Consider the following 14,192-nt stretch of genomic DNA (forward strand, 5'->3'; position numbering starts at 1 on the left):
CGTGCAGACAGGGATGCGGGACATGACGAAATTCGGCTCCAGCCAACCGGTGAAGCGGCTCGAGGACACGCGCTTTCTGACCGGCCACGGCCGCTATATCGACGACCAGGCGCCGCAGGGCAGCCTTCGCGCCTACGTTCTGCGCAGCACGATGGCGCATGGCGAGATCACCACGCTCGACGCCGACGAGGCGCGGGACGCGCCGGGCGTGGTCGCGGTCTACACCGCCGCCGATCTCGCGGAGAAGGGCATGAAGAACTCGATGAAGGGCTCGATCGTGCCGAACCGAGACGGCACCAAGGGCGCGGCGCCGGTGCGCCCGATCCTCGCCGAGGGGCGCGTGCGCCACGTCGGCGAACCCGTGGCCTTCGTCGTGGCCGAGACGCTGGAGCAGGCGCGCGACGCCGCCGAGCTGATCGAGGTCGAGATCGACGATCTTGCCGTGAAGCTGGACATCGCGCCCGGCGGCGCGACCGTCCACGCCGAGGCTCCCGACAACGTGGCCTACGAGTGGGCGCACGGCGACGAAGAGGCGACGGACGCGGCGCTGAAGGGCTCGGCCCATGTCGTCACGCTGACGACGCACGACAACCGCATCATCGTCAACAGCCTCGAGCCGCGGGGCTGCTTCGCCGAGCTGGAGGACGGGCGGCTGCACGTCGCGATCAACGGGCAGGGCGTCTGGGGTCACAAGGACGACCTCGTGGCGTGGTTCGGGCTGGGCGAGGACGATGTGCGCGTGACCAATCCCGACGTCGGTGGCGGCTTCGGCATGAAGTCGATGCGCTACCCCGAGCATTTCCTCGTGGCGCTCGCCGCGCGCGAGCTGGACCGGCCCGTGCACTGGATGGGCGACCGGTCTGAATCGATGCTGTCGGACAATGCCGGCCGCGACCTCGACGTGACCTGCACGCTGGGCTTCGACGCAGACTACAGGCTGACGGCCTATCACGTCGACAGCCTGTCCAACCTCGGGGCCTACAACTCGCAGTTCGGGCAGAACATACAGTCGGCGCTCTTCGCCAAGGTCCTGACCGGCACCTACGACGTGCAGAACGTCTTCTTCCGCAACCGCGGCGTCTACACCAACACCACGCAGGTCGACGCCTACCGCGGCGCTGGCCGCCCCGAGGCGATCTACGCGCTGGAGCGCGCCATCGACTTCGCCGCGCGGGAGCTGGGCGTCGACCCGGTGGAGCTGCGGCGCAAGAACTTCATCAAGCCCGAGCAGTTTCCCTACAAGTCCGCCACGGGCGAGCTTTACGACGTGGGCAACTTCCCCAAGCTGCTCGACCGCGCCGTCGTCGAGGCCGACATCGCCGGGTTCGAGGACCGGCGCGCCGGATCCTTCGCGCAGGGTCGGCTGCGGGGGCTGGGCATCTGCTATTACATCGAGTCGATCCTCGGCTCGCCCGACGAGACGGCGACGATCGAGCTGACCGGGGACGGCGCGAAGGTTTATGTCGGCACCCAGTCGAACGGGCAGGGCCACGAGACGGTCTTTGCCCAGCTCCTGAACGACCAGACGGGTCTTCCGCTCGACAAGATCGAGGTGGTGCAGGGCGACAGCGACCTGATCAAGACGGGGGGCGGCACCGGCGGCTCTCGCTCGGTCACGGTTCAGGGCACGGCCATGCGCGCCACCGGCGACGCGCTGATCGGCGGGCTGACCGAGTTCCTGTCGGACGACCTCGATGCGCGCGACGTGTCCTTCGACGCGGAGGAGGGCGTGTTCCGCGCCCCCGGCTCCAACGTCGTCGTCACGCTGCTGGAGGCTGCCGAAAAGGCCCGCGCGGCCGGCAAGGCGGAACTCACCAAGGTGACAAGGACCACGACGCTGCCCGGCCGGTCCTATCCCAACGGCTGTCACGTCGCCGAGGTCGAGATCGACCGCGACACCGGCGAGACGCGGGTGGTGCGCTACACGGTGGTGGACGACTTCGGAAACCTCATGAACCCGATGCTGGCCGAGGGGCAGGTCCATGGCGGTGTCGCGCAGGGCATCGGGCAGGCCATCTCGGAGCGCGTGGTCTACGACGAGACCGGGCAGCTTCTGACGGCGAGCTTCATGGATTACGGAATGCCCCGTGCAACCGATACGCCCTTCGTCGCGTTCTACACCGAGCCCGTGCCGTCGATCATGAACCCGCTCGGCATGAAGGGCTGCGGAGAGGCCGGGACTGTCGGCGCGCTCGCCGCCGTGGCGAATGCCGTGCAGGACGCGCTGTGGGACCTTGGCATCCGCCAGGTCGACATGCCCTTCACGCCGTCGCGCGTCTGGGCGATGCTGAACGAGGGAGAGCGGAGGGTTGCGGCGGAGTAGGGGCCTCTGGACACGGATCGCGGGGTACCGGTCGCGGACCCCGTGCCTGCCGCAGGTTCGCCCGACGCATACCCATGTCGTTCTTCTCGACGGCACGATGTCCTCGCTCCTGCGGGGGCGCGAGACAAACATCGGCCTGACCTACAGGCTGCTGTCCGAGCTGCCGGCAAGCGCGCAGCTGACCCTCTATTACGAGCCGGGCATCCAGTGGCGCGGCCTCAGGCGCGCCCATGAGGTGATCGCGGGGATCGGTCTGAACCGGCAGATCCGCCGGGCCTACCTGTTCCTCGCGCGGAACTATGCGCCGGGCGACCGCATCGTGCTGATGGGCTATTCGCGCGGCGCCTACGCCGTGCGCTCCCTCGCCGGGCTGATCGACAGGATGGGCCTGCTGCGGCCCGCGCAGATCGACGAGGAGACGCTCGACCGGGTCTACAGGCTCTACCGCGAGGCGCCCGACAGCGTGGAAGCGCGGGCGCTGAAGGCCGCGCGCTGCCACATGCAGGTTCCCGTGGACTTCCTCGGGGCCTATGACACGGTGCGCGCGCTTGGCGTCAGGTGGCCGGTCCTCTGGCGCTTCATGCCGCTGCCGCACCCCTACCATTCCGACGCGCTGGGGCCCTCGACCCGCGTGGCGCGCCACGCGCTCGCCCTCGACGAGCGCCGCGACGTCTACGCGCCGCTTCTGTGGAACGTCCCCGACGAGGCGGCTTCGTCGCGCGCGGTCCAGCAGATGTGGTTCCGCGGATCGCATGGCGACGTCGGCGGGCAGCTCGAAGGCTTCAACGCGGCCCGTCCGCTGGCGAACATCCCGCTGGTCTGGATGCTGGGCGAGGCCGAGGCGGCGGGGCTGCCGCTGCCGCCGCTGTGGCGGATGCGCTACATCACCGATCCCGGCGCGCCGTCCGTCGGCACGACCCACGGCATGGGGCGGATGTTCGTCTTCCGCCATGCCCGCAAGGTCGGGCGCGATCCCTCCGAGCTGATCCACCCGACCGCGCGCGGCGTCGCGGCGGCGCGCGGCATCAGGCTTCCGGCGCCACGTCCCGCCGCGCATCCGGCAGCACCCGCCTGACGCGGTCGGGGCTGGCGGGGTCAGGCGCCCCGCGGCTTCGCGCGGAGAGTGGGATCGGCCTGCGTGGGGTCCTCGGGCCAGGGATGCCTGGGGTAGCGCGCCCGCATCTCCTTGCGCACCTCGGCGTAGGAGCCGGCCCAGAAGCCGGGCAGGTCGGTCGTCACCTGGATCGGGCGCTGCGCGGGCGACAGCAGGACAAGGCGGATCGCAAGGCGGTCGCGGCCGATGACCGGATGCGTCGTCTCGCCGAGGACTTCCTGCAGGCGCACCGAGATTTCCGGCGTCTCGCCGCCGTAGTCGATGGCCAGCCGCCTGCCCAGCGGGGTCTCCCAGTGTTCAGGCGCGAGGCGGTCGACCTCCTGCATCCCGTCCCAGCCGGCATGTGCCCTAAGCGCGTCGTGCGGGTCGAAGCGGGACAGGCCGCCCGCGTCGCGGATGCCTTCCAGGAAGGGCAGCGCCCAGTCCTCCAGCGTGCCGAGAAGCGCCTCGTCCGACATATCGGCGACGCCCGCGAAGGCGATGCGCCTGCGCAGGAGGCGCGCCCGCCTGCTCCAGCCGAGGGCGTCCAGACCGAGGTCGCGGATGCCCTCGGCCAGCGCGGCGCCCACGGCCTCGCCCGGTGGATCGCTCCAGCGGCGGTCGGCAAGGACGAGCGCGCCGAACGTCTCCTGCTCGCGCGCCTCGACGCGGGCGGCGCGGCGCGACCAGCGGCAGGTCCTGCGCCACGCGATCCGGTCGGAGAACAGCGCGCGCAGGTCGGCCTCGTCGAGGCGCGCGGCGATGCGCACCCGCGCCTCGCGCCGGTCGCCGTCGAGGTCGGTCGCCACCAGAAGCCGCTCCTGCGCCAGCGGGTCGCCTTCGGGCAGGATCGCGCCGCTGCCGCCCGACAGCAGGTAGCGTGGCGCGTCGCCGGGCCGGCGCAGCGCCACCCGGTCGGGATAGGCAAGCGCGGCCCGCCCGCCCACGGAAAGCGGCGTGCCCGCCTCGTGGCGCGACAGGCGCCGCGTTTCCTCGCGGATGCGGGCCACGATGCCCGGATCGGCGCCGTGGCGCGTCGGGTCGTCCAGCGCCGCGAGCCTCTGGCCGAGGTCCGCGCCCGCGCCGCGCAGGGGGTCGCGTTCGGCCAGAAGGGCCGCGAGGCGCGCCGCCCCCGGCCCGCCGCGCCGCAGGAGGTGGCCAAGGCGCGGATGCAGCGGCAGGCGCACGAGGTCGCGGCCATGCGCGGTGATCCGCCCCGCGCCGTCAAGCGCGCCAAGCTCGGCCAGAAGCGTCCGCGCTTCGGCCAGCGCGCCCTCGGGCGGCGGCGTGAGGAAGCGCAACCCCTCCGCACCGTCGCCGGGACCGCCCCACTGGGCCAGCTCAAGCGCGAGCGAGGCAAGGTCCGCCGCCTCGATCTCGGCGGGCGGGAAGGCGGGCAGGGCCCCCTCCTGCCCGCGCGCCCAGAGCCGGTAGCACACCCCTGGCGCGACGCGCCCCGCGCGGCCACGGCGCTGGTCGGCCTCGGCGCGGCTGACCGGTTCGGTAACGAGCCGGCTCATCCCCGTGCCGGGATCGAAACGCGCGCGCCGGGCGCGGCCCGCATCGACGACGATGCGCACATCCTCGATCGTCAGCGACGTCTCGGCGATGGAGGTCGCGAGCACCAGCTTGCGTCCCTGCGCCTCGGGACGGATGGCGGCGCGCTGTTCCCGGAACGGCATCGCGCCATAGAGCGTGCGCAGGTGGATGCCCTCGGGCAGGCGCGGGGCGAGGCGCGCGGCGATCCGCCGGATCTCTCCCTCGCCCGGCAGGAAGCAGAGGCATCCGCCCTCGGCCTCGGTGACGGCGCGCAGCACGAGGTCCGCCATCGCGTCCTCCCAGCGCGCGCCGGGCGGCAGCGCGCGGTCGAGCCATCGCGTCTCGACCGGCCAGGCGCGGCCGTCCGACGAGATCAACGGCGCGTCGTCGAGCATCGCGGCCACGGGCGCGGCGTCGAGCGTCGCGGACATCACGAGAATGCGCAGATCGGGCCTGAGCGCGCCGCGCGCCTCCCACGCCAGCGCGAGGCCGAGGTCGGCGTTCAGCGCGCGTTCGTGGAATTCGTCGAAGATGACGGTGCCGACACCCGGCAGGTCGGGCGCGTCCTGCAGCATTCGGGTCAGGATGCCTTCGGTCACGACCTCGATGCGGGTGCCCTTCGACACGCGCGCCTCGCCGCGGATGCGGTAGCCCACGGTCTGCCCGCAGTCCTCGCCCAGCGTCTCGGCCATGCGCTCGGCCGCCGCTCGGGCGGCGAGGCGGCGCGGCTCGAGGACGAGGATGCGGCCCTCCGCGCCCGCCTCGAGCAGGGCGAGCGGAACGCGCGTCGTCTTGCCCGCGCCCGGCGGGGCCTGCAGCACGGCGCGCCCCTCCGCGTCCATCGCCCCGATCAGGCGGGGCAGGACCTCTTCGATCGGCAGCGCCAAGGCTCGGTCCCGTCTGTTGCTTCGCACCGCGCATAGATCGACGCCGCACAGGGCCCCGTCAACCGCCAAAGCCCGCCTGCGGACGCCCGGCGTGCGCGGTCGAACGCGGGGCCGGGGTGGACAGGCGGGGCGGCATGCGGTCAAACACGTCGGACAGTAGGGTTCCGACGCCGAGGCGACCGGCACGGACGCCCCCGGCGGCAAAGACGAAGGTTCCATGACCGAGACCGAAACGCTCGCAGACCGGATCCTCGCGGGCGACAGGCGCGCGCTGGCCCGCGCCGTGACGCTGGTCGAAAGCACGCGCGCCGATCACCGGGCCGAGGCGACCGCGCTGATGGAGGCTCTGCGCGGCGCGGGGCGCGAGGCGCTTCGGATCGGTCTTTCGGGCACGCCCGGCGTCGGCAAGTCCACCTTCATCGAGGCCTTCGGGATGATGCTGACGGCGGGGGGCCTGCGCGTCGCCGTCCTTGCGGTGGATCCGTCCTCGGCGCGGTCCGGCGGGTCGATCCTGGGCGACAAGACCCGCATGGAACGGCTGAGCCGCGAGAAGGGCGCCTTCATCCGGCCTTCGCCCGCGGCATCGCAGCTTGGCGGCGTGGCGCGCCGGACCCGCGAGGCGGTGGCGCTGTGCGAGGCGGCGGGGTTCGACGTGGTGCTGATCGAGACGGTCGGCGTCGGCCAGTCCGAGACGATGGTGGCGCAGATGTGCGACCTCTTCGTGTTGCTTCTGGCGCCCGCGGGGGGCGACGAATTGCAGGGCGTGAAGCGCGGCATAATGGAGATGGCGGACCTGATCCTCGTCAACAAGGCGGACGGCGATCTGAGGGCGAGCGCGACGCGGACCGTGGCCGACTACGCGGGCGCGCTGCGGCTTCTGCGCAAGCGCCCGCAGGACCCCGAGGGCTTTCCCAAGGCGTTGCCGGTCTCGGCGGCGACCGGCGCGGGGCTGGAGGCGGCATGGGACGAGATGCGCGCGCTGGCCGCGTGGCGAAAGGCCGAGGGCTGGTGGGACCGGACGCGCGCCGGGCAGGCGGCGCACTGGTTCGAGGAAGAGGTGCGCGCGGGCCTTCTGCGGCCGCTGGCCGAGGCGGCGGTCCGCGCCGAGATGGCCGCGCGGGGCCGCGACGTCGCCGAGGGACGGATGACGGCGGCCGCGGCGGCGGAGGAGATGGTGGCGAAGCTTCGCGGCGCCACGTCCTGAGGCGTTTCAAAAGGGCTGGCCAAAGGGACAGGCGCGCGTGGCGCAGGCGGCGATCGCCCCGTCCGTGGCGGTTCCTGCTTCGCCGGGCGGGCGGAAAGGGCCGCCGCGCCTAGCGGAACAACGCCTCGCCCTGCTCGTCGATGACCTGGCGGGCCTTGAGGAGCGAGAAATGCTCGGCCTCCTCGGCGCCCTGGATGATGTCGGCGCGCAGAAGCTGGTGGACCTTCGTCTCTCCGTCCACATCCTTCTCGATCCGCGCCCCGATCCGGAAGCCGCCGGGGGCGGATTGCGGTTGGGGAAAGATGCGGAAGTCCTTGTAGACCTCGGGCTCCTTGCCCGGTTTCGAACCGCCGCCGAAGAGCTTTCCGAAGATCGACATGCCTCGCCCCGTTTTGCGTTACCGGCGGATCCTAGCGGGATATCGGCCTGCCGGAAACCCATCGCGCCCGTCCGGGCGCGCTTTCACGCCGCGTCCGGGCGCTGTATGGCGGTGCCGGGACGCCCTGGGGCGATCTGCATTGCGCGGGGATCCGGCGATGGCGTGGCTGGAACAGTTCATCGACACCTACGGCACGATCGCGGTCTTCGTGGGGACCGCGATCGAGGGCGAGACGGTCGCGATCCTCGGGGGCGTGATGGCGCACCAGCAGCATGTCGCCTTCTGGGAGGCGGCGCTTGCGGCCGCGGCGGGGGGTATCTGTCGGACATCGTGATTTACGCGATGGGTCGCCGTTACCAGGACCGCGCGCGGGTGCGGCGGGTGCTGGAACACAGGCATGTCTCGAGGATCGTGGCGCGGCTCTCCCGGAACCTTACGCTATTGGCGCTGGCCTTCCGGTTCATTCCCGGCCTCAGGACCGCAGGGCCCCTGTCGCTGGCGGCAGCGGGCATGAAAACCGTGCCCTATGCCGCGCTTACGGCCATTTCGGCGCTCGTCTGGGGCGTGGCCAGTGTTGCACTCGGCTACCTGCTGGGACAGGCGGTCGTGCTGCTTCTGGGCGATCTGCACCGTATCGAACATGCCCTGATCGCGCCGGCGCTTGTCGGCGTGGCCCTCGTGGCGGCGCGCATCCTGTGGCGGAGGCATCGGAGAAAGCGCGACGAGACCGAGCGCGCCGAGTGACCGGGGCCGAAGCGCGGTCTTGGCCCCTGACACGAGAACCGGCCCCGCAGATCTCTCTGGGGGCCGGACAGGACATTCCGAACATGACGACAGGCCCGCTGCCTACTGGTCGAGGAAACTCCGCAGCTTGCGCGAGCGGCTGGGGTGCTTCAGCTTGCGCAGCGCCTTCGCCTCGATCTGGCGGATGCGCTCGCGGGTGACGCTGAACTGCTGGCCGACTTCCTCGAGCGTGTGGTCGGTGTTCATGCCGATCCCGAACCGCATCCGCAGCACGCGCTCCTCGCGCGGCGTCAGCGACGACAGGACGCGCGTCGTCGTCTCCTTCAGGTTTTCCTGAATGGCGCTGTCGAGCGGCAGGACCGCGTTCTTGTCCTCGATGAAATCGCCGAGCTGGCTGTCTTCCTCGTCGCCGATGGGCGTCTCGAGCGAGATCGGCTCCTTGGCGATCTTCATCACCTTGCGGACCTTTTCGAGCGGCATCTGCAGCTTTTCGGCCAGCTCCTCGGGCGTAGGCTCGCGGCCGATCTCGTGGAGCATCTGGCGCCCGGTCCGCACCAGCTTGTTGATCGTCTCGATCATGTGCACCGGGATGCGGATCGTGCGCGCCTGGTCGGCGATGGAGCGGGTGATCGCCTGCCGGATCCACCATGTGGCGTATGTCGAGAACTTGTAACCCCGGCGATACTCGAACTTGTCCACCGCCTTCATGAGGCCGATGTTCCCCTCCTGGATGAGGTCGAGAAACTGCAAGCCGCGGTTGGTGTATTTCTTGGCGATGGAGATCACGAGACGCAGGTTTGCCTCGACCATTTCCTTCTTGGCCTGGCGCGCTTCCTTCTCGCCCTTCTGGACCTGCGCGACGATGCGGCGGAATTCGGAGATGTCGAGGCCGACATACTGGCCCACCTGCGCCATGTCGGCGCGAAGCTCCTCGACCTTGTCGCGGTTCTTTTCCATCAGCGACTGCCAGCCGCGCCCCGCCTTGTCGGACATCCGCTCGCACCACGTCGGGTCGAGCTCGTAGCCGCGGTACTCGTCGATGAACTCGCGGCGGTTGATGCGCGCCTGGTCGGCAAGCTTCACCATGCCGCTGTCGATGGACATGATCCGGCGGTTGATCCCGTAGAGCTGGTCGATCAGCGCCTCGATCCGGTTGTTGTGCAGGTGAAGCTCGTTCACCAGCTCGACGATCTCGGAGCGGAGCTTCTGGTAGACCTGCTCGTCCGTCTTGGAAAAGCTGTCGTCTTCGTTCAGCGTGGCGGAGATGCGGCTGTCCTGCATCTCGGAAAGCTTGACGTAGTCGTCCGCGATGCGGTCGAGGATGTCGAGCACGCGCGGCTTCAGCGCCGCCTCCATGGCCGCGAGGCTCATGTTCGCCTGATCGTCCTCGTCCTCGTCGTCGTCCTTTGCGATCGGATTGCCGTCGGCGTCGAGTTCCGGCTCGCCGTCACTGGACCGGCCTGCGGGCTCGGCGTTGGAGTTCGCGACAGGGGCCACGACGGGCTCGTCGTCGTCCTCGCCCATGGAGCGGCCGAACGTGGCGTCGAGGTCGATCACGTCGCGCAGCAGGATTTCCTCGTCGAGAAGTTCCTCGCGCCAGATCGTGATGGCCTGGAAGGTCAGCGGGCTTTCGCAGAGGCCCGCGATCATCGTGTTGCGGCCGGCCTCGATGCGCTTTGCGATGGCGATCTCGCCCTCGCGCGACAGAAGCTCGACCGAACCCATTTCGCGCAGGTACATCCGCACCGGGTCATCGGTGCGGTCGAGCTTCTCGGTCTCGCTCGCGGCGACGGCGACTTCGCGGCTCGACGACGTCTCGACGACTTCGGTCGAGCCCTTCTGGTCGCCGTCCTCTTCGGCCTCGTCGTCCTCGATCACGTTGATGCCCATTTCGCTGAGCATCGACATGACGTCCTCGATCTGCTCCGAGCTGACCTGCTCGGGCGGAAGAACGTTGTTCAGCTGGTCGTAGGTTATGTAGCCTCGCGCCTTGGCTTCGGCGATCATCTTCTTGACGGCGGCCTGGCTCATGTCGAGCCCGATCTCCGGCTCGTCACCTTCCGTCTTGCGATCGTCGGTGTCTTTGGCCATGGGCGTTGTCCTTTCGTGCTGGGCCCGGCTCGCGGTCCGAACGGCCGGCCCTTGCATCTGCAATCACATGTAGCGCGAATCACTGATTCGCCTAGGGCTACGCTCAGCTTTTCTTCGCTTGACCGGCGCTGTTTAGCAACTCGTGGAAAGCAGCGCGGGCTTCGGGTGTGTCCCCAAACTGCTCGGCCGGACGGTCATCGCCCGGAGTCAGGGCCGCATGCTTGCCGCGAACAGCCTGTCTCAACCGGAATGCCAGCGTGCTGTCCTCTTCGATGGCTGCCTCCGCCAGGTCGTGTGCCGCCTCGCTCAACTCGTTCTCGAGCGCGCGCGCGGCGGCGTGTTTCGCGAATTCCTCCTGCAGGCAGGTCCGGGCGGCTGCCGGATCGTCTCGGCCGGAAAGGAATGGCGTGATGCGCAGATGGCCCGTCCCCTCGAGGCTTTCAAGGGTCTCGAGGTGTCCGGACGCCGAAAGCGCCTCGCGGAGTTGCTCGCGGTCCCGCTCGGGCGTGCAGACGAGGAACCACGCAAGCCGCGCGGCGCGGTCGTCCTGCGGCTCGAGCCGTTCCAGACGCTCGCTGAATTCGTCGATCAGCGCCGGATAGCGGCACAGCGCGGCGAGGATGAGCGCGCAGCGCAGGCTTTCTCCGCTGAGCTGTCCCGCCGCGGTCCGGGTCTGCGACAGCGGGGCGACGGCGGCCTCCGCGAAGCCCCGCCCGCGCCATGTCCCGCGCCCGAAGGTCCTCGGCGGCGGCCGGAACAGCGCGCGGCGCATCTCGTTCAGGGCCTCGCCATAGTGGCGTTTCAGCGACGGGTCGGCGATGCGCGAGATCGCCTCGCGCAGGCGGCGGTCTAGGCCCGCGCGCCGCTCTGGCGTGTCGAAGGCCTGTCCCTCGGTCTCGCGCCGCCACAGCAGTTTCACCAGCGGCTCGGCCGCGTCGATCGCCTGCTGCATCGCCTGCGGCCCGCGCGCGCGGATCAGGTCGTCGGGGTCCTGCCCCTCGGGAAGGATGCAGAAGCTGAGCGAGCGGTCCGGGCCAAGATGCGGCAGCGCGAGGTCCACGAGGCGCATCGCGGCGCGCAGCCCCGCCTTGTCGCCATCGAGCGCGATCACGGGCTCTGGCGCGATGCGCCACAGCATCTGGAGCTGTTCCTCGGTGATCGCCGTCCCGAGGGGGGCGACGGCCGCCTCGAAGCCCGCGGCGACGAGGGCCACGACGTCCATGTAGCCTTCGGCCACGACCAGCCTCTGGCCCTTGCCGGCGGCGGCGCGGGCCGGCCCGTGGTTGTAGAGGGCGCGCCCCTTGTCGAACAGCGGCGTCTCGCGCGAATTGAGGTATTTCGCCCGCGCGTCGGGATCCATCGCGCGCCCGCCGAAGCCGATGCAGCGCCCGCGCGCGTCACGGATCGGAAAGACGATGCGGTCGCGGAAGGCGTCGTATGGCGCGCCGCCGTCGTCGGGCCGCGTGGCGATGCCGGCCTCCAGCGTGTCGCGCTCGGGGATGCCCTTGCCGGTCAGCGCCTGAAGCGTGGCATTGCGCGACGCGGGCGCGTAGCCGATCTCGAAGCGGTCCAGCGTATCTTGCGACAAGCCCCGGCGCTGCAGGTAGGCGCGCGCCTCGGTCGCGGCCTGCGTCTTGAGCTGGAGGCGGAAGAAGGCCACCGCGGCCTCCGTCGCGCGGGCAAGCTCTCCGGCGCGGTCCGCTTTCTCTGCGGCCTTGGGGTCGCGCGCAGGCATCGTCATCCCCGCGTCCCGCGCCAGAAGCTCGATCGCCTCCATGAAGCCCACGTTCTCAGTCTCCTGCACGAAGCTGACGATGTCGCCCTTCGCGTGGCAGCCGAAGCAGTAGTAGAACCCCTTGCGGTCCTCGACGTGGAAGCTGGCCGTCTTTTCCTGGTGGAAGGGGCAGGGGGCCCACATGTCGCCCTTGGCCTGATTCGACTTGCGGCGGTCCCACAGCACCTTCCGCCCGGCCACCTGGGCCAGCGAAACACGGGTCTTCAGCTCGTCGAGGAAACCGGGGGGCAGGCTCATGACGGGCAATATCGGCGTCCGCGCGGGCGCTGTCCAGCGGTCAGCGCGTGAACGGCGCGTGTCGCATCCTGACCGGAAGTGGTCGCCAAGCGTGTATTGCCAGGGCGACGTTCCCGCCTAGGTCTTGCGGAAGTACGGTAACGAGCATGTGAGTACGGGCCGCACCGTCAGTCCCGCGCAGGCACGCCCGGCGTCGTCTGCCGCGGATAGGCGGTGCGGTTCATGTGCACCGCGGGTCCCGGTCCTGGTCCTGGTCGCGAGGGCGACTTCAGACCATTCGGCGCGCGGCGACCATGCGGATCGCGCGCTTCAGATCGTGCGCGGCGCCCGCCATCGAGCCGAAGACCATCGTTTCAAAGCGCGTGTCGCCCACCTGCATCAGGGCGCAGTTCATGTGGCCCGGCACGGTCCGCGCGGCGTGGCCGGTGACGAAGATGCCCGGCCGGAGGTTGATCGGCACGAGCCGCGCGAGCACCGCCGCCGCAAGGCGGCCCCCGGCAACGGACCGGCCCGCGCGTTCAGCACGAAGCACTGGTCGATGCCGGTGCAGACCGCGCGGACCGGACCTGCCTTCAGCAAGCGCCCCGGCGCGGGGAAGGGGACGCCCGCCCAATGCGCAAGCGCGTCCGAGGCCCTGGGCCAGCACATGCAGGCGGGAATGGCGCATTGCGGTCCCCTTGGAACCGTCGGCGGCGGAGTGGCCGCCGCGCTCGCGCCTTTATCGGACCTCTGGCCCCGGTCCGAGAGCCTGTCCGCGACAACGCATCGCCGCGGGGCACCGCATCCGCGCGATCAGCTTGCGGGCGGCGTGCCTGTCGCGCTGAACGGCACCTGCCCTGCGTAGCGCGGCCGGACGAAGGTGAAGTTGTTGAAATCCGTCACCGTCAGGCCGACGTTGAACGGCATCTCGTAGTCCACGAAGGTCTCCACCAGGATGATCCGCTCGCCGTTCGGCATGTTGGGCAGGCGATCCTGGATGGCGGGGATGTTGCTGTCGAAGATGCGCGCGGCCCCGTTCACGCCGTGCGACCATTCGACCGTGAAGGCGTCGTTGATCCGGGCGACCTGGCTGACCCGCATCTCGATGTTGCCCGCGCCGCGGACGATGCTCTGGGCGACGTTGGCCATGCCGGAGATGTCGTGGCCATACACGGTGTCGGTCTGCCGTGAGATCATGTCGGCGACCATGTAGGTCGTCTTCACCGAGGTGTTGTAGACGCGGTAGGCGTCGAAGAAGATGAAGCTCGCGACGAAGGCCCATATCAGCAGCGGGGTGATGATCACCGTCTCGAGGGCGACGGCGGCGCGCGTGTCGCCGAGGAAGTTGCGCAGTCGTGCGGTCATGTGGCCGTCTCCCTCAGGTGTCGTCCGGCTCGTTCACGAAGACGGAGCCCGCCATCATGTGAAGGCCGCCGGAATCGTCGCGCGTCAGGTTCAGTCCGTATCCCGAGAACGGGAAGATGCGGTCCACGATCATGCAGGCGCGCACCAGCATCAGGTCGTTGTCCGCCCCCACGGTGAACTGGTTCTGAGGCGTGGCCGAGGCGTCCGCCCGCTCGATGCACAGGTCCTGGTTGCCCGGCACCGTGTAGGTGAGACGGTCGACGCGCTGCAGGTCGATGGTCAGCAGGTTCGCGCAGTCGGGCAGCATGGAGGTGTTGTCGCAGATCGCCGTCCGGATATCGGCCGCGCTGACGGTGAGGCCGTTGGCCAGGCGCAGGATGCGCACCGCCTGGTCCAGTGTCCGCTCGAGCATGACCTGCCGCGTCATGATCATGGCGGTCTCGAAGGCGCCGATGAACAGGATCATGATCACCGGGAAGGTGATGACGAACTCCATCGTCGCGGTGGCGTCCTCGCGGCGGACGAAGTCGCGGATATGGTGCGTGAGGTTGCGCAT

General features: G+C 70.0%; 12 protein-coding genes. 5 read left to right on the top strand and 7 right to left on the bottom strand.

From position 1 onward, the window contains the following. Positions 1-22 precede the first annotated feature (22 nt). Both P6F26_RS03020 and P6F26_RS03025 read left to right on the top strand, forming a co-directional pair. Positions 23-2,323 carry a xanthine dehydrogenase family protein molybdopterin-binding subunit gene (locus tag P6F26_RS03020; protein ID WP_278027163.1) on the top strand — a complete coding sequence of 767 codons (2,301 nt, stop codon included), beginning with the start codon at positions 23-25 and terminating at the stop codon, positions 2,321-2,323. Then, positions 2,310-3,398: a T6SS phospholipase effector Tle1-like catalytic domain-containing protein gene (locus P6F26_RS03025; RefSeq protein WP_278027164.1), complete on the top strand. Its 1,089-nt coding sequence runs from the start codon at positions 2,310-2,312 to the stop codon at positions 3,396-3,398. The genes P6F26_RS03020 and P6F26_RS03025 overlap by 14 nt, the downstream gene beginning before the upstream one ends. Before the next feature lie 20 nt (positions 3,399-3,418). Here P6F26_RS03025 and hrpB read toward each other — a convergent pair whose 3' ends face one another. Beyond that, the gene (hrpB, locus tag P6F26_RS03030) at positions 3,419-5,842 is read right to left on the bottom strand and encodes an ATP-dependent helicase HrpB (protein WP_278027165.1); all 2,424 of its coding nucleotides are present in this window, start codon (positions 5,840-5,842) and stop codon (positions 3,419-3,421) included. A gap of 217 nt (positions 5,843-6,059) precedes the next feature. Between hrpB and meaB the strand changes: the two genes are divergently transcribed. Then, positions 6,060-7,046 (top strand): methylmalonyl Co-A mutase-associated GTPase MeaB, encoded by a 987-nt coding sequence (meaB, locus tag P6F26_RS03035; RefSeq protein WP_278027166.1) that lies wholly within the window; start codon positions 6,060-6,062, stop codon positions 7,044-7,046. A 109-nt stretch (positions 7,047-7,155) separates the two neighbouring features. Here meaB and P6F26_RS03040 read toward each other — a convergent pair whose 3' ends face one another. After that, a complete protein-coding gene (locus P6F26_RS03040; protein ID WP_278027167.1) occupies positions 7,156-7,425 on the bottom strand; it encodes an HlyU family transcriptional regulator in 270 nt (89 codons plus the stop codon). A gap of 157 nt (positions 7,426-7,582) precedes the next feature. Here P6F26_RS03040 and P6F26_RS03045 point away from each other — a divergent pair, with 157 nt between their 5' ends. Both P6F26_RS03045 and P6F26_RS03050 read left to right on the top strand, forming a co-directional pair. Further along, positions 7,583-7,759 (top strand): hypothetical protein, encoded by a 177-nt coding sequence (locus P6F26_RS03045; RefSeq protein ID WP_278027168.1) that lies wholly within the window; start codon positions 7,583-7,585, stop codon positions 7,757-7,759. 8 nt (positions 7,760-7,767) lie between these two features. Beyond that, the gene (locus tag P6F26_RS03050) at positions 7,768-8,169 is read left to right on the top strand and encodes a DedA family protein (RefSeq protein ID WP_278027169.1); all 402 of its coding nucleotides are present in this window, start codon (positions 7,768-7,770) and stop codon (positions 8,167-8,169) included. Positions 8,170-8,271: 102 nt separating this feature from the next. Here P6F26_RS03050 and rpoD read toward each other — a convergent pair whose 3' ends face one another. The 5 genes from rpoD to P6F26_RS03075 form a co-directional block, all read right to left on the bottom strand. Then, a complete protein-coding gene (rpoD, locus tag P6F26_RS03055; protein WP_278027170.1) occupies positions 8,272-10,260 on the bottom strand; it encodes an RNA polymerase sigma factor RpoD in 1,989 nt (662 codons plus the stop codon). A gap of 103 nt (positions 10,261-10,363) precedes the next feature. Beyond that, positions 10,364-12,292: a DNA primase gene (dnaG, locus tag P6F26_RS03060; protein ID WP_278027171.1), complete on the bottom strand. Its 1,929-nt coding sequence runs from the start codon at positions 12,290-12,292 to the stop codon at positions 10,364-10,366. A 268-nt stretch (positions 12,293-12,560) separates the two neighbouring features. Beyond that, positions 12,561-12,824: an aminomethyltransferase family protein gene (locus P6F26_RS03065; protein ID WP_278027172.1), complete on the bottom strand. Its 264-nt coding sequence runs from the start codon at positions 12,822-12,824 to the stop codon at positions 12,561-12,563. A gap of 260 nt (positions 12,825-13,084) precedes the next feature. After that, complete coding sequence (locus tag P6F26_RS03070) at positions 13,085-13,636, bottom strand: TadE/TadG family type IV pilus assembly protein (RefSeq protein WP_278027173.1); 552 nt, start codon at positions 13,634-13,636, stop codon at positions 13,085-13,087. A 13-nt stretch (positions 13,637-13,649) separates the two neighbouring features. Continuing rightward, positions 13,650-14,192, bottom strand: a complete 543-nt coding sequence (locus tag P6F26_RS03075; RefSeq protein WP_278027174.1) for a TadE/TadG family type IV pilus assembly protein — start codon at positions 14,190-14,192, stop codon at positions 13,650-13,652.

Origin of the sequence: Roseicyclus salinarum, from assembly GCF_029624655.1 — a bacterium.
Classification (GTDB): Bacteria; Pseudomonadota; Alphaproteobacteria; order Rhodobacterales; family Rhodobacteraceae; genus Roseibacterium; species Roseibacterium salinarum.